This is a genomic window from Corynebacterium sp. LaCa_70, from assembly GCF_058182015.1.
Window position 1 is genome coordinate 225,557 of record NZ_CP190914.1, and the last position, 15,681, is coordinate 241,237.

The 15,681-nt window shown below is 59.7% G+C and carries 12 protein-coding genes, 1 tRNA gene and 1 pseudogene; 8 read left to right on the plus strand and 6 right to left on the minus strand.

Annotation, left to right across the window (positions count from 1 at the left end):
* Positions 1-46 precede the first annotated feature (46 nt).
* From ACP8MI_RS01010 to gluQRS, 5 genes are all read left to right on the plus strand, one after another.
* On the plus strand, positions 47-271 hold the full coding sequence (locus tag ACP8MI_RS01010; protein WP_049149552.1) for a hypothetical protein: 225 nt from the start codon (positions 47-49) through the stop codon (positions 269-271).
* 380 nt (positions 272-651) lie between these two features.
* Positions 652-742, plus strand: a tRNA-Ser gene (locus ACP8MI_RS01015).
* Positions 743-845: 103 nt separating this feature from the next.
* Positions 846-3,323: an MMPL family transporter gene (locus tag ACP8MI_RS01020; protein WP_126843919.1), complete on the plus strand. Its 2,478-nt coding sequence runs from the start codon at positions 846-848 to the stop codon at positions 3,321-3,323.
* 5 nt (positions 3,324-3,328) lie between these two features.
* Positions 3,329-4,579, plus strand: a complete 1,251-nt coding sequence (gene tgt, locus ACP8MI_RS01025) for a tRNA guanosine(34) transglycosylase Tgt (RefSeq protein ID WP_284589398.1) — start codon at positions 3,329-3,331, stop codon at positions 4,577-4,579.
* The gene (gluQRS, locus tag ACP8MI_RS01030; RefSeq protein ID WP_284589399.1) at positions 4,563-5,537 is read left to right on the plus strand and encodes a tRNA glutamyl-Q(34) synthetase GluQRS; all 975 of its coding nucleotides are present in this window, start codon (positions 4,563-4,565) and stop codon (positions 5,535-5,537) included. The genes tgt and gluQRS overlap by 17 nt, the downstream gene beginning before the upstream one ends.
* A 637-nt stretch (positions 5,538-6,174) precedes the next feature.
* Here gluQRS and ACP8MI_RS01035 read toward each other — a convergent pair.
* Together ACP8MI_RS01035 and ACP8MI_RS01040 are read right to left on the minus strand one after the other, a co-directional pair.
* Entirely contained in the window at positions 6,175-6,888 is a 714-nt protein-coding gene (locus tag ACP8MI_RS01035) for a TetR/AcrR family transcriptional regulator (protein ID WP_284589400.1), read from the minus strand.
* A complete protein-coding gene (locus ACP8MI_RS01040; protein WP_249606282.1) occupies positions 6,885-8,429 on the minus strand; it encodes an MFS transporter in 1,545 nt (514 codons plus the stop codon). Before ACP8MI_RS01040 ends, ACP8MI_RS01035 begins: the two co-directional genes overlap by 4 nt.
* A 301-nt stretch (positions 8,430-8,730) precedes the next feature.
* Here ACP8MI_RS01040 and ACP8MI_RS01045 point away from each other — a divergent pair, with 301 nt between their 5' ends.
* Positions 8,731-10,776: a BCCT family transporter gene (locus tag ACP8MI_RS01045; RefSeq protein WP_284589401.1), complete on the plus strand. Its 2,046-nt coding sequence runs from the start codon at positions 8,731-8,733 to the stop codon at positions 10,774-10,776.
* Here the strand turns inward: ACP8MI_RS01045 and ACP8MI_RS01050 are convergent.
* Both ACP8MI_RS01050 and ACP8MI_RS01055 read right to left on the minus strand, forming a co-directional pair.
* Positions 10,773-10,883: pseudogene (locus ACP8MI_RS01050) on the minus strand (type II toxin-antitoxin system YoeB family toxin); the annotation flags it as partial. The gene ACP8MI_RS01045 and the pseudogene ACP8MI_RS01050 sit on opposite strands and share 4 nt — an antisense overlap.
* Positions 10,874-11,119 carry a type II toxin-antitoxin system Phd/YefM family antitoxin gene (locus ACP8MI_RS01055; protein ID WP_284607262.1) on the minus strand — a complete coding sequence of 82 codons (246 nt, stop codon included), beginning with the start codon at positions 11,117-11,119 and terminating at the stop codon, positions 10,874-10,876. The pseudogene ACP8MI_RS01050 and the gene ACP8MI_RS01055, both read right to left, overlap by 10 nt.
* 88 nt (positions 11,120-11,207) lie before the next feature.
* On the opposite strand from ACP8MI_RS01055, the gene ACP8MI_RS01060 reads away from it, so the two are divergent.
* Positions 11,208-12,272: an SLAC1 family transporter gene (locus ACP8MI_RS01060; protein ID WP_284589403.1), complete on the plus strand. Its 1,065-nt coding sequence runs from the start codon at positions 11,208-11,210 to the stop codon at positions 12,270-12,272.
* 27 nt (positions 12,273-12,299) lie between these two features.
* Here the strand turns inward: ACP8MI_RS01060 and ACP8MI_RS01065 are convergent, their stop codons facing one another.
* Positions 12,300-13,718, minus strand: coding sequence for an MFS transporter (locus ACP8MI_RS01065; protein WP_284589404.1), 1,419 nt, complete (start codon positions 13,716-13,718; stop codon positions 12,300-12,302).
* Positions 13,719-13,857: 139 nt separating this feature from the next.
* On the opposite strand from ACP8MI_RS01065, the gene ACP8MI_RS01070 reads away from it, so the two are divergent.
* Entirely contained in the window at positions 13,858-14,916 is a 1,059-nt protein-coding gene (locus ACP8MI_RS01070; RefSeq protein ID WP_420361704.1) for an SLAC1 family transporter, read from the plus strand.
* A 32-nt stretch (positions 14,917-14,948) separates the two neighbouring features.
* Here the strand turns inward: ACP8MI_RS01070 and ACP8MI_RS01075 are convergent, their stop codons facing one another.
* Entirely contained in the window at positions 14,949-15,680 is a 732-nt protein-coding gene (locus ACP8MI_RS01075; RefSeq protein ID WP_049149534.1) for a DUF2705 family protein, read from the minus strand.
* Position 15,681 lies beyond the last annotated feature (1 nt).

Consider the following 15,681-nt stretch of genomic DNA (forward strand, 5'->3'; position numbering starts at 1 on the left):
GTGGTTCCTGTTAGCTTCACAAACGTTTCCTAGGAGGGAAAAGATTATGGCTGATGCAGAAAGCTTCCTGGACAAGGCTAAGGCTAAAGGCAAAGAGATCGTTGGAGAGGTTCTCGACAACGACGAGATGAAGAACGAAGGCAAGGGCGAGGCCGCCGCTGCCGAGGCTAAGGGCGCAGCCAACGACGCTAAGGACAAGGTCGAAGACAAGGCTGACGACCTGAAGGACAAGGCTTCCGAGACCCTCGGCAAGCTGACCGACGACAAGTAAATTGTCTGCTTAAAACACCCGGTTAGCTGTGCTGGCCGGGGTTTCCGCCCGCTCGCGTGGGGTGCATTGCGCACTGCATGCGGCGGGCGGTTTTGCGTGTGGGGTGGGGTGGTTTTGCGGCTGGGCCGTACTTGGCGGTGCGGGATGCCCGGCTCATGCCCGGATTTGGTGCCTATTTGGTGCATTTTTACAAATAGTGGCCCCAAACAGGCCCCAAACCGACCACTATTTGTAAAAATGCACCAAGATTCCAACTCACCCTGGCACCCCGGCCCACACCCCGGCCGTCAAACCTGCAACCCGCCAACCGCCCCGGCAACCCGACCGCCAACCCGCCCCGGATTTGGACACAGCCCGCGGTCTGTTCTATTCTTATCGGCGGTGGCGTGTCCGAGCGGCCGAAGGTGAACGCCTCGAAAGCGTTTGTTGGGTAACCCCCAACCGCGGGTTCGAATCCCGCCGCCACCGCCATTTTCGAGCAGATCCTTATACCAAGGGTCTGCTTTTTTAATATCGACAACAGTGTTAGCTAACAGCGCTGGCTAGCAGCAGTGGCGAGAGTAAGGCGAACAACGTGGCAAAGTTTTTGTACCGGCTGGGATTATTCTCGTTTCGCCATAGCTGGAGCGTGATCATCGCCTGGGTCGTCATCCTGGCGGCATCCGTCGGCGCGGCGTTGAGCCTGTCCGGCTCGTTCACCGGCGACTTCGAAATCGACGACACCCCGACGATCGACACCACCAAGCGCGTCGTCGAGCTGTTCCCCGAAGGCGGAAACCCGGCCGCCGCGGCCACGGTGAACCTGGTCTTCCAAGCCCCGGAGGGCGAAAAACTCAGCGACCCGGACAACACCGCCGCGATCGACGACGTCATCGCCAGCCTGGAAGAAGACCTGGTCATCGAGGATGAGCTGCGTTTCGGTAACCCGGTCACGCTGTCGCCGGAGCTGGTGGACACCGTCGAGCGCATGGGCGTCGAGCAGGGACTTCCGGAAGAAACCGCCCGCTTGGACGCGGAGCATCTGCGCCTGCTCAACGACGACGAAACCATCGGCTGGACCACCTTCCGTTTCGATGCCCCGAACGCCTACGAGGTGCAGCCGGAACAATACGCGGCAGTGCATGAAGCCATGGATATCGGTCGCGCTGCGGGGTTGACGGTGGAAGCCTCGGGCGAGGGATTCGGTGATCCGATCGCGATCGAGCTGTCCAACGAATGGATTGGCCTATCCATCGCGTTCCTGGTGTTGGTGGTGACCTTCGGCTCGTTGATCGCGGCGATTTTACCGATCGTCACCGCGATCGTGGCCGTGGCGATTGGTGCATTGTGGGTCATCACCGCCACCGGTTTTGCAGAGTTAAACGACATGACCCCGGTGCTGGCGCTCATGGTCGGCCTGGCTGTCGGCATTGACTATGCGCTGTTTGTGATGTCGCGTTACCGCAGCGAGCAGCAGCGCCTGCCGAATGACAAAGCCATCGCCCTGGCCTGCGGTACGGCGGGCTCGTCGGTGGTTTTCGCAGGGCTTACCAACTTCATCGCGCTGGCCATGCTTTGGGTTGCGCAGATCGAGTTCCTGACCGCGATGGGTCTGGCCGCGGCAGCGACCGTCGCGCTGGCTACCGTCGTCCCGCTGACCCTGCTGCCTGCGATTTTGGGCTTGCTTGGCGATCGCGCCTTCGGTTTCGCACTCCCCGGTATCGCAGGCCGCCCGCGTCGCAACGGCACGGTGAAGCAGGGCCCGACGCTGGGTCGGCGCTGGGTGGGCCTCGTGCAGCGTTTCCCGGCTGTGCTGTTGTTGCTGGTTGTGCTCGGGTTGGGTGCGGCTGCCACGCCGTTGACGCGCCTGGAGCTCGCGTTGCCGAATGACACCACGGGCAGCCCGGACACCACTCAGCGCAAGGCCGCGGATTTGAAGGCCGAGGGTTTTGGTCCGGGCACGAATGGCCCGCTGTTGACGCTTGTCGACGCCCACACTGTTAATGAGGACGCCGCCGCGCTGCAGGCGATGATTGAGCTGCAGGGCGAGGCTGAAGATCTCACCCGCGAGGATAAAGCTGCCCGCGCGAGTTTTCTGTACACCGTCAACCAGATCAACACGTTGTCCGCCGTTGAGCATGCCCAGTTGGTGGATCTTGCCGACGACGGCCGCGCCGCCCAGATCCTGGTCACCCCGAAAACCGGCCCGGCTGATCCCGCCACCGTCGACCTGGTGGAAAACCTGAACCGCGTCAACGCGGAGGTCGAACGTGCTACGGGTGTCAGCGTCGGCCTGACCGGCCTGACGGCGGTGCAGGTGGATATCACTGAGCGCCTGGCCCAGGTCATGCCGCTGTATCTGGCGGTAGTCGTCGGCGTGGCCGTGCTCTTGTTGATCATGGTCTTCCGCTCCCTGCTGGTTCCGCTGGTCGCCGGGGTCGGGTTCTTGCTTTCGGTGGGCGCGGCTTTCGGCGTCACGGTGCTGTTTTGGCAGGAAGGCTTGGGCGGCTTCGTCGATGCTCCGGGGCCGTTGATCTCGTTTATGCCGATCTTCCTCATTGGCCTGACTTTCGGGCTGGCCATGGATTATCAGATCTTTTTGGTCACCCGCATGCGGGAGGCTTTTGCCGCGACGCACGGGGATGGTCTGCAGAAATTCGCCCGGCATGACCCGGATGCGCGGGATTACAACCGGATCGATTATTCCACCATTGCTGGGTTTAGCCAGGGCGCGCGCGTCGTCACGGCCGCAGCTGTCATTATGATCGCGGTGTTCGTTGGCTTCATTGGCCAGCCGTTGCCGTTTATCAGTATTTTCGGTTTTGCGCTGGGTGTGGCGGTGCTTTTCGACGCCTTCTTCATCCGCATGACGTTTGTGCCCGCCGCGATGTTTTTGATGGGGCGCGGCAACTGGTGGTGGCCACGCTGGCTGGACAAGGTGATCCCGCACCTGGATGTGGAAGGCACCAGCTTGGAAGATGACGACGAGGTGCCCGCGCTGGATCGGGAAGAACGGCAAAACGAGCATGCCCTGCGTAATGAGCAACCCAGCAAGCATCGCACGATAAACTGACCGCTATGACTGATCTGAGTTTCACCGTCAATACCCACCTGGATCTGCCGGGAATGCAGGGCCGGACGGGCACGATCACCACCCCGCATGGCCCGATTAATACCCCGGCGTTTATCCCGGTAGCGACCAAGGCGACGGTGAAAACGCTGAGCCCGGAACAAATTCGGCTCACCGGTGCGCAGGCGATCCTGTCCAACGCGTACCACCTGTATTTGCAGCCCGGCCATGACATTGTCGATGAGGCCGGCGGCGTCGCCAAGTTTGAAAGCTGGCATGGGCCTACCTACACCGATTCTGGTGGTTTTCAGGTGATGAGCCTGGGCGTGGGGCATAAAAAGACCATCAAGATGGACTATGAGCAGGAGATGGCTGAGTACACCCCGCGGAAGGTGAACAAGGATTCGTTGGCGATTGTCGACGAGGACGGCGTGAATTTCCGCAGTGTGTTGGACGGTTCGCGGCACCGGTTTACTCCGGAGAAGTCGCTGCAGATTCAGCATGGTTTGGGTGCGGATATCATGTTTGCGTTCGACGAGCTGACCACGCTGGTCGATACCCGCGCGTACCAGGAAGAATCGGTGGCGCGCACGCATCGGTGGGCGGAGCGCTGCCTGCTAGAGCACGACCGGTTGACGCGGGAGCGTGCGCACCGGCCGAAGCAGTCGCTGTGGGGCGTGATCCAGGGTGCACAGCATGAGGATCTGCGCAGGCAGGCCACCCGGGGGCTGGTGTCGTTATCGCAGGAGGCTGAGGCTGCCGGTCGGCGTGGTTTCGGTGGCTATGGCATTGGTGGCGCGTTGGATAAGGGGATGCTGGGCACGATCGTCGGCTGGGTGTGCGAGGAGCTTCCCGACGATAAACCTCGCCACCTGCTGGGCATTTCCGAACCGGACGACGTGTTCTGGGCGATTGAAAACGGTGCGGATACCTTCGATTGCGTCTCGCCGACGCGCCTGGGCCGCCGCGGTGGTGTCTACACGCTGGATGGCCGAATGAACCTGAAGAACAAGCGCTTCGAGCGGGACTTTTCTGGTGTCGATGAGGAATTCGGCGGCTATGTTTCGCAGAATTACTCGCGCGCGTATATCCGGCACTTGCTCAAGGCCAAGGAATTTCTGGCCGGCACGTTGTGCACGATCCACAACCTGGAATTCATGATTCGCCTGGTTGATAACATCCGGCAATCGATCGACGGCGGTTATTACCGCGAGTACCGCGATGAGTTCTTGGGCCGGTACTATGCACACACCAAATAGCGCTGCAGGGGCTAGCGTTGCTGCTGGTGCTACAGCTAACGCTGCTGGCACCGGGGGCGTCGGCCGCTACGCGCCGTCGCCGACTGGGGACCTGCACTTTGGCAATCTGCGCACCGCGGTGGCGGCGTGGTTGTTCGCGCGTGCCGACGGGCTGGGCTTTGTGGTGCGCGTCGATGATTTAGATTCGCAGCGGTGCCGGGAACACTTCATCGACAGTCAGTTGACGGACCTGCAGGCGATTGGCCTGGACTGGGATGATCGCGGTGCAGAGTTGCGACAGTCGGATCGGGAGGCGGCTTATGCCACAGCCGTCGACAAGCTGGCAGGCCAAGGGTTGGTGTATGAGTGTTATTGCTCGCGCAAGGAGATCCAGCAGGCGGCGTCGGCGCCGCATCAGCTTCCGGGCGAGTATCCGGGTACGTGCCGGGATTTGAGCGAGGCGCAGCGCGGGAAGAAACGCGAGGAACTTGCTGGGCAGGGGCGGGTTCCGGCGTTGCGGCTGCGTGCGGGGTGCAGCGAGTTCAGCATCACCGATCGGTTGCACGGCGAGTACACCGGCCGGGTGGATGATTTTATTGTGCGTCGTGGTGGCAATGCGACGCAGGCGCGTGATTATGCCTATAACCTGGCGGTTGTGGTCGATGATGCGCACCAGCAGGTCACGCAGGTGGTGCGGGGGAATGATTTGTTGTCGTCTGCGCCGCGGCAGGCCTATCTGGCGCAGCTGTTGGGGCTGGACGCGCCCGAGTATGTGCACATCGGGTTGGTGGTCAACGCCGACGGGCAGAGGTTGGCGAAGCGCGATGGCCCGATTTCTTTGCGCACCATGCCTGCCGCTCGAGTCGTCGGCGAGATTTTCGCGTCCATTGGTTGTGCTGGTGCGACGTCGTTGCATGAAGCTCTCGAGAGTTTCCGCCCGGAAGCGCTTGCCGACGACTACGTATGGGCGGGACGCTAGCTGCGCTAGTTCTCTAAAACTTCATCGCGTTTAAGAAGCATGGAGCTGAGCGCGCAGCCAAACTCGGCTGCTCAGTCGGCACCGTCCACTGCTAGGTCACCGAAGCAACAAGCCGGAAAGCTCCCCCGAGATTGCCAACTGTCGCCCCGGACGGCCATGCGTGCAAAGCAAATAATGGCTCAGCCAGACGGATCTGACTGAGCCATTATTTCACGATTTTGCTGCTCGTTTCGCTACAGCTTCCCGCCCCAATATATAAGTAGCTCCTACGAACCCGAAAAACGCAATAACCCAAAGAAGAGTCGTAAACCCTGAGCTGGGCAACGAAGTTGCCAGAAGCAGCAAAGCTGAACTCAATAGTGCGATTAGAATACCCAGTCCTACGTTTTTATTGTTCCGAGAAGTATTCATCTTAACTCCAAACTCTTCCGGTATTGTGGCTTGAAACACACATTAGTCGCACCCCAGCGCCACGTCTAGGGGGTTGTTGAAAGCTAGTAATCATTACTACCCTTTATTTGGGGGTGCGTGCCTATTTTTTGCCACCCGGAAGCGTTTGCCGACGACTATGTGTGGGCGGGACGCTAGCAGTGCCAGCGCGCTAGCGCTCCAGCACGGCTGTGCCGCTCATCGGGCGTTACTTACCCAATTGCGCCGCGTAGACCTTCGCGAGCGTCGCCAAGCTGGCATATAGGGTGGCGTCGTCACGATCGATCAGCCACAGCTGCGCGGTGCCAAACAGCGCGCCGAGGATATTTTCAGCCAACATATCCGCTGGCTGCGCCCAGGTTTTCCCGGTGGCTGCGGCGAGGTAGTCCAGGATGCTGCCGATCAGTTCGCGATAGCTGGCGTTGGACTCTTGCATGATCACCCGCAGCTGTTCGTCTCGGGCGCACATCAGCGCGAGTTCTTGCTGCGCGGCTTCTTCCCACGGGTCGCCGATCAAGTTATCGGCGTAGCTGGCAAAAGCGGCGTGCAGAATGCCTTCTGGGGAAACGGCCTGCTCTGTTTGAGCCGGGGCTGCGGCTGAACCGGTGGCCTGCTCTGCCGGGCTTGCCGCATGTTCCGGGGTGTTGGCTTCCGGGGCGGCGAAGCGTCGAAAAGCGGCCGTGGAGCGGTCAATATCGTCCCGGACGACGGCACGGATCAGCTCGTCTTTCGAGTGGAAGGCGTAGTGCACCGAACCATGCGGCACCCCGGCTTCCTTAGCGACGGCGCGCGTCGTCAAGCCGAATGCCCCATCGCGGGCCATGACGGTGTGGGCGACGGCGGTGAGTTCGCGGCGGCGTTGCTCGGCGGGGATGCGCTTGCGGGACTGCTGGGAGCCAGAACCGGAGTTTGTGCTGCTCATCGCGGTGAAATCTCCTGCGGGTGGTGGACGGATTCCTCGATGCGTCGGGAATATTCGCGGATGCCCCACCAGCCGGCGGCCGCCGCGCCCAGGGCGATGAGTGCGCCCGCACCGGTGGCGACATTCATGCCGGTCAGGTAGGCGTCGTTGGCGGCGTCGATGAGCTGGCGTGCCTGGTCGGCGGGCAGGCTAGCGGCGATCTCGTGCGCCCCGCCGAGGGTATCGCGGGCACTGACGGCCTGCGCGCCTTCCAACCCATGCTCGTCGGCATGCAGGTTCCGCGCATATACTCCCAGCCCCAGGGTGCCGAGCAGGGCGGTGCCCATCGCGCCGCCGAATTCGTAGCCGGTTTCCGAAATCGCCGAGGCCGCCGAGGCGCGCGCCGGGGGAGCGGTGCTGAGCACAACCTCGTTGGTCAGGGTTTCCGAGAAGCCAATGCCGAAACCGACCGCTGCCGCCGCAACCACGACCAGCAGCATCGCCGATCCGGTGTCCAAGAACGATGCCAGACCGAAACCAAACGCGGTGATCGCAGAACCAATGGTGATGACCTTCCGGATGGAGACCCGCTTGGCGACGGACGGTGAAACGAAGGTTCCGGCCATCGTCGCCACGGCCAGCGGCAGCATCCACAGGCCCGCGCTCATGGAGCTATGGCCTTTGACCAGCATGAGGTACTGCGGATAGAAGAACGTGAGCCCCAGTAGTGCGAGGGTGGCCAGCATGTTGACGGTGATCGCGGCGGCGAATCCGGGGCGCGCGAAAAGTTCCAGGTCGATCATCGGGTTGGGGATACGACGCTGGCGGCGGATGAATAGCGCGATGAAAGCGATACCCGCGACTAACGCGACGACGGAGGCCACCGATGGCTGTTTGATCAGGGTTTTCAGCGCGTAGACGACCGGGAGTAGACCGGCGATGGACAGCGCAGCCGAAGGGTAGTCGAATTTCTGCGGGTTCGGGTCGCGCGATTCTGGCAGCAAGTACCACGCGGCGGGCAGGAATAGCGCCATGACCGGGGCGTTAATCAGGAATACTGAGCCCCACCAGAAGTGTTCCAACAACAGCCCACCGAGCACCGGACCGAGCGCGCCACCGCCACCGAAGGCGGCTGCCCATACGGCGATGGCTAGGCGTCGTTCGTGCGCGTCGTAGAAGATGGTGCGGATCAGCCCCAACGTCGAGGGCATGAGGGTGGCCGCGGAGGCACCCAGGGCGGCGCGGGCGAGAATCAGTAGCTCCGGGTTGGGGGCGAATGCCGTCGCCAAGGAGGCCAAACCGAACGCGGGGGCGCCGATCATGAGCATGCGTTTGCGGCCGAAGCGGTCGCCGAGCGAGCCTGCCAGCACCAAGAGCCCTGCCAGCAGGAAGCTGTAGATATCGATGATCCACAGCATTTGTGCGGAGGTGGGGCCGAGGCCTGCGCTGATGGCGGGCACGGCGATGCTGATGACACTCATGTCGATACTGAGCAGCAGCACGGGGCCGACGAGTGTGGCCAGCGCGAACCAACGTGCCGCGGGGGATTGCATCGCTGTCATGGGTTTCAGCACCGCCTTGTGGGTTGAGAGATGTGTTGGGGTTCTGCTTGAGGTGCGGGTTGCGATCTGTAGTGCGAACGCGACCTACTTGGCCGGGTGGCCAAGTCGACTTCTGTTAGTCTGCCATAAACTTGGCCGTCTGGCCAATAGTGGGGCGTGAATATACAACGTGATTTATGTGACAGCCTGGCTTATAGTTGCATAGCAGTTATCTCGGAATTTGTTGAAAAATGCTGGGAACGGCAAAAACAGCAAAGAGAACACACCCCAGAATTGAAGAACAGTTACAAGGAGAGCGGCGATGGCGGACAATGATGCCGAAGGTGCAGGCACAAAAGCCAAACGCATCCTGCGGGAGGTGACGTACCCGCACAATATTCACCCCGCGATGGTGCCGGGCGTGTCCGTGGAGGATCAAAAGATCCGCTATCGCGTCGACAAGCCCATGCTCACCGTGGTGGGCGGCTTGGTCGTGGCGTTCATCCTGTGGGGCGTGCTGGCTCCGGAGCAGGTTTTCGACGTGTCATCCACGGCGCTGGATTGGATCATGACCAACCTGGGCTGGGTGTTCACCATGATCGCCGTGGTGCTGTTCTTTGTGCTACTGGTGCTCGCGTTCTCCAAATACGGCCGCATCCCGCTGGGGCTGGACGATGAGAAGCCGGAGTATTCCACGCTGTCCTGGGCAGCGATGCTGTTTGCGGCTGGTATTGGCATCGGCATTATTTTCTTCGGGCCGTATGAGCCGCTCAGCCACTATTTATCCCCACGGCCGGGCGCGTATGAGGCCGCCAGCGAAGAAGCAATCAAGGGCGCGATGGTGCAATCGACGCTGCACTGGGGCGCGAGTGCCTGGGCAATTTACGGAATCGTCGGCCTGTGCGTCGCCTATGTTTCTTTCCGACGCGGCCGCGTACCGCTAATGAGTTCGATCATGTTGCCGCTATTGGGGAATCGTTCTACGGATTCGCTGCCGGCGCGCATTATTGATGGTTTGGCGATCGTTGCCACGCTCTTCGGTACCGCCGCAACCTTGGGTATTGGATCTTTGCAGATCGCCAGCGGGTTCGAGGTGGTTTCTGGCTGGTCGACGGCTGGCAATACGGTTGCGCTGATCATCATCATGGTGCTGACCATCGCGACGATCGCCTCGGCGGTCTCCGGCGTGGCCAAGGGAATTCGTGTGCTGTCGAATATCAACTTGGTGCTCTCGATCGGCATCGCGGTGTTTTTCTTTGTCGTTGGTCCGACCGCGTTTTTGATGAACGCATTGCCAGCGGTGATGATCGAGTATTTCGCATCATTTGGTGACTCGATGTCTGCGCACATGGGCGAAGGCGAAGAGATGCAGGCGTTCTTGTCTGCGTGGACCACGTTCTACTGGGCGTGGTGGATTTCCTGGGCGCCATTCGTCGGGGTGTTCGTCGCAAAGATTTCGCGTGGGCGCACCATCCGCCAGTTCGTGCTGGGTGTGTTGTTTATTCCGTCGACCATCATCATGACGGCGTTTGCTGTGCTGGGTGGTACGACGATTTGGCTGCAAAACCGGGATCATTCGATCGCACCTGATGGCACAGCAGATACGATGCCGGTACCAGAAGAGATTTTCTTTGTGGTGCTAGACCAGTTGCCAGGTGCGCACATTATTGCGCCGATCATCATCGTGGTGCTGATTATTTTCTTCGTGACGACGGCAGATTCGGCGTCATTGGTGAACTCGCAGCTATCGCAAAAAGGTAACCCTAACCCAAACCCGTGGATTACGACGTTCTGGGTTTTATGCATGGCTGGTATCGCCGTAGTGATTTTGCTTTCGGGCGGACAGGACGCGCTACGCGGTATGCAGAACCTGGTGGTGGTTACGGCGTTGCCGTTCGCGTTCATTTTGATTTTGATGTCAGTGGCATTGTTCAAAGAGCTGCGGAATGACCCATTTACCGTGCGCCGGATTTATGGCGACCGCTTGGTGGCGAATTCGGTAAAACAAGGCGTGTCGAAATACGGCGACAACTTTGCGTTGTCGATTGAGGAATGCCCACCGGATAGCGATTATTCTGCTGGTGGTAACTGGGATTCGCATGCCACCGAGAATGTTGGGTGGTACACGCGCACCGACGAGCAGGGGCGCGCCATTGAATACGATTACGAGACCGGCGAGTACCTGGAAGACATAGAGCCGTACGAAGCGACTGAACGTGCTGCACGTGGGATAGCTGAGCAGGTTGCGGTGGACGACGGGGATGTCGCTGGTGGCGCTGGCGATACTGACGACGCTAACGAGACTGGCGACACTGACGGTGCTGACGATACTGGCGACGTGAAGTCTGGCAACTCTAGCGGGTCTTAACGCCCATAGTGGTATCTGCAGGAAGCAATGCGAAGTTCATCTCCGAAAATTTTATAAACTAGCCGGTGCTCATCTGTGATTCTCCGCGACCAATAGCCTAGAAATCCCGTTGAGTGCCTTCGCCATTTTCGAGCTGTTCAATTGAGGCTAGTATTCGGCGAGCGTTAGCCGGGCTTTTGAGTAGGTATGCGGTTTCTTTTAATGATTCATAATCATCAAGCGAGATGACCACTACCGGCTCGTGTCCTGCCCGTGTAATGATGACTTCTTCACGATCATTAGTCACGGTATTAAGCATCTCAGCAAAGTGTGCCTGTGAAGCGGAATAGGACATGGTTTTCATAGGCGCCTCACACTCTCATTTATCGGTGCAGAAAATTTTACGCTGGTGCTTTTATGGTGGCAATCTTTGTGCTCTTACAATGATGTAGGTGACCGAAACGCCGCACCTGCACCATGAACCGCCCGCAGCGAAAACGACACGTGCCCCACAGCAAAAATCAACGACGACCCTGCCACCAGCCGGGCCCGCATGGGCTGCTGCGGTGATGGGAAGTGCCTCGCTCGCGCAGGTCGTCGAAATTTACTGGGGTGCTAGCGTCGCCGGGCATGCCGGCGCGGTGATTTGGTACGTCCTTGCCACGGCGATGCTGGTGTGGGTCATTGCGGGGTTTGTACGGCACCGCAACCCGCAGTTTGTGCCCGAACACCTCCCCGCATGGGCGATGACGGCGATGGGGATCCTTGCGCTGTCGATGGCGTCGTCTGTGGTGCTCGGCTGGTGGTGGTTACACACCGCCTACTGGGCAATTGGCACGGTGCTGGCTTTCGTGGTTTCGATTCGTTACCTGCCCCACCTAGTGCATTTGCCCAGGGTTGAGTATTCTTCGGTGAATTTCACCTGGTCATTGCCGTTGCTCGCACCGGTGGTGAACGCGGCGTCGGCGGGAATGCTCGCCCGGCACATCACCGATGCCGGCGGTAGCGGCACACTATCGTTTCTTGTGCATGCTATCGGCGTAGTCGGTTTGTTTCTGGTGCTGATTACAGCGGTTCCGCTATTGGTGGCGGTGTATATCGGCCTGGCCCGACAGAAACTAAAAATACCGCCGAATTTCACCACTATTTATTGGATCCCGCTCGGGTTGGTCGGTCAGGCTACGGCCGCCGCGCAGTTGTTGGGGCGCAGCGAACCGTGGGGCAGTATTGCCTACGGTTTTGGCGTGGTCACCATGGTGATCGGCATTCCCGTAGTGATTATTGCGGTCTCGAAACACTGGCCACAAGTATTCCGCAATTCCATGGCGTATAACCCGACCTGGTGGTCTTGCGTGTTCCCGTTGGGAACTGTGGTCTCGGGCCTTAACCAAATGAATAACGCTAGCCGGCAAGTCGTGTGGATTGGCATCGGTAATGTGCTGTTGTTGTTGCTCATTGCGCACTGGTGCTGGGCGTTTTTCGGTGGTGTGCGGCATGTTCAGCAGCGGCGCGGTTAGTTCGAAGTGCCCGGGGCCGTGGACTAATTACTTTTGCCCTACTCGCCACTGCCGCAGACCAACCCATCCCAGCCCCAACACGACCAGCACCACGAACCCGCCGGAAGCCACCGCTGCCGCGCTATAAAAATTCACAAACACTGAGGCCACAGCCAATACCCCGATCGCCCCGATGCGCCCGACGACACCGACCAGCGAGGTCACCGCGCCGATGCGTTCTACTGACGACGCCCGCCGCACCCCGAAGGCGGAATAATTGGCAAAAACGATCAGCAAAAACGCCAGCGCCCCGTAAAACACCAGGTAAACCCAGCCGTCGACAAGATACGACAGCCACGCCAACCCCGGGAACGCCACCACGGCGGCAACCACGAGCGCGCGCCGCCGGAACAGCACCTCCGGGCGAATAAAAGAGGCCCCAAACGACATCCCAATAAACAGCAGATATAGAAACAGCAGGTGCGACTCCGCGAACCCCTTTTCCAAACCGACGGCCTGCCACAATTGAAAATGCAACTGTAAAAACGCCTGCGCAACCACCGCAAGCAGCAAAAACTTCCGCAACGCCGACGAATCCCGCATCTCCTCCACGGTCGCACTCGCGTGTGATCTCAGCTCCTGCCACAACCTGCGCGCACCGCCAATCCGTGCAGCATCATGCTTGTCGACGCTCGCCCCGGCTTCATTCTCGCCGACGTTCGCTGCGGCTTTACTCCCGCCGACGGTTGCCACCTTGTGCTGCTCCGGGATCCGGAAGAACAACGCGATCGTGACGACGGAAATCACCGTGGCTCCAACAGAAATGAAATAAATATTCGCGCCCACCGACAAATACAGCAGCGCGCCGATGGTGCTGCCGATCATCATGCCGAGGTACGCACTTTGCCCTTCCTTGCGCACCAACCAGGAAATGCGTGATTCAACATGATCCGGCGCAGTGGGGCCCGCGGCGCTTTGCGTATCCGGCGCATCCACCGTGCCTGCTAGGCCACCCACCGTGCTTGCTGCTGCGCCCTGCCGGTTTTTCGCATTGTTGATCAGCGCGGCATCCAGGGTGCCGGATTCTAGGGCCGTCGCCAAGCCATAAATGATCCAGGCCAGCAGCATTAACGGAAAGCCGTGCCCGAAAATCACCAGCAGGAAGAACGCGCAGAACACTAGCCGGGAAATAAAATACAGCGTGCGGCGGCTGATCATGTCTGCGATGGAGCCCGAGGGGAATTCGAAAAGCAATACCGCGATGCTAAAACCGGCCTGCACCAGCAGGATCTGCGACAGGCTTAATCCTTTGTCCAGCAGCAGCGGCGTCAAAATCGCGTGCGGGACTGTCAGCGCGAGATTCATGAGCAACTCGGCGGCGAAAAATGGCGTGGCGACGTCGGCAAGAACGCGCAGCTGCTCCCCGGACTGCATGCGCCCTTGCTGGCTGGTTTTCGGTCGCGCCACGGTGATCCTTATTGCTGAGTTTTGCCTATCTTGATCATCTGATTGACAAAACAATAGCACTGTGACCGGGGCAAACAATAGTTGATGAAAATTGGGCCCCGACCTTACTGTGATGTAGGTCGCGTCTAGAATGGGGTGGGTGACTAAAACGCCGCACTTGCACCACGAACCGCCCGCGCCGCGACCGAAACGCACTGCACTGAGCCTGCCGCCCGCTGGCCCCGGGTGGGCGGCGTCTGTGATGGGTACGGCGGCGCTCGCACTGGGTGTCGAAGCCTACTGGGGAGCTAGCGCCGTCGGTCACGCAGCGGCGGTGGCCTGGTATTTCGTTGCGACGGCCATGCTGGCTTGGGTGATTGTCGGATTTGTGCGACACCATAACCCACCGTTTGTGGCAGAACACCTCCCGGCCTGGGCGATGACCGCCATGGGGGTGCTTTCGCTGTCGATGGCTACCTCCGCGGTTCTTGGCTGGTGGTGGTTGCACACCGTCTACTGGATTTTTGGTACTGTGCTCGCTTTCGTGGTGGCTGTCCGTTACCTGGCTTATTTGCCGAGTGCACAGTATTCGGCGGCCAACTTCACCTGGGCGTTACCGCTGCTTGCACCTGCGGTGGCCGGAGCCCCGGCGGGAACACTTTCCCAGCACCTCACCGATACCGGTGGTAACGGCACGCTATCGTTTCTTGTGCATGCCATTGGCGTGGTGGGGCTGTTGATGCCGCTGATTACAGCGGTTCCGGTGCTGGTAGCGGTGTATATTGGCCTGGCCCGACAGAAATTAAAAATGCCGCTGAACTTCACCACCATTTATTGGATTCCCCTGGGCGTGATTGGCCAGACCACAGCCGGGGCGCAGTTGCTGGGGCGCAGCGCACCCTGGGATCATTTTGCTTACGTATCCGGTGTGGGGATCATGGTGATCGGAATACCGATACTGCTCATCGCGGCCTCGAAACACTGGCCGCAAGTATTCCACAATTCCATGGCATATAACCCCACCTGGTGGTCCTGCGTATTCCCGGTTGGAACGGTGGTCTCGGGCTTGAATCAACTGACCAACGCCAGCGGCCATAACGCGTGGATGATCGTCGGCACCCCAATGCTGCTATTGCTTATTGCGCACTGGTGCTGGGCGTTTTTCGGTGGTGTGCTGTATGTGCAGCAGCGGCGGGCTAGGCAACGACAACCGTCATAAAAGGTTTAGTCGCCGTAAGTAATTCCTAACCCCTACTTCACATCGCGCTTCTGGTTGGCGAGAAAGCCCAGCCCACACAGCACGACCAGCCAGCCAACCAACACTGCGGCGCCAGCCCAGCCGGTGTGGATGTAGTCGTAGAAAGCAAAACCGGTGGTCAACGAGCCAAAGGTGGTGTTAGGCAGCAGTTGGGCGACTGGGCGTAGGAATTCGTAGATCATCGCGGCAGAGCCCAGCAGTTGCTCAACGATCAGCATCCAGACGATCGGTAGCCCGACCGCCGCGATCTGTGAACGCACCAGCGCGGCCAAACCAACCGCAGCCACGGCATACAACGGGTAACCAATGAGCACAGCCCACAGGATGCTGGTGGCTTCACTGGAATCTAGGTGCAAACCAAAAACTGGCGCGACCACGAGCGATATCCCGATAGAAACCGCGAGCAACACCAGCACAAACACCCCGGTGACCAGCATTTTTGCCGCTAACCAGTTCCAACGTTGCGGTTGGGTCAAAAATGCCTGCCCGTGCATGCCGTGCGCCAGATCGCGTGAGGTCGATGCCGCAGCATAGATAATCGCGAGCATCTGAAACAGGTCCCCGGCAATCAGCAGGTCATTCCAATAAAAATCCGTTGTGGAATCCGAGGCGAACAGCCCCATCAACACGACGGGTCCAGCAATCGAACCCACCAGCAGGATCGCGTAGACCCACGTGCTGCGCAGACTCGTTAGTTTTGCAATTTCTGAGCGGACTACATTCATG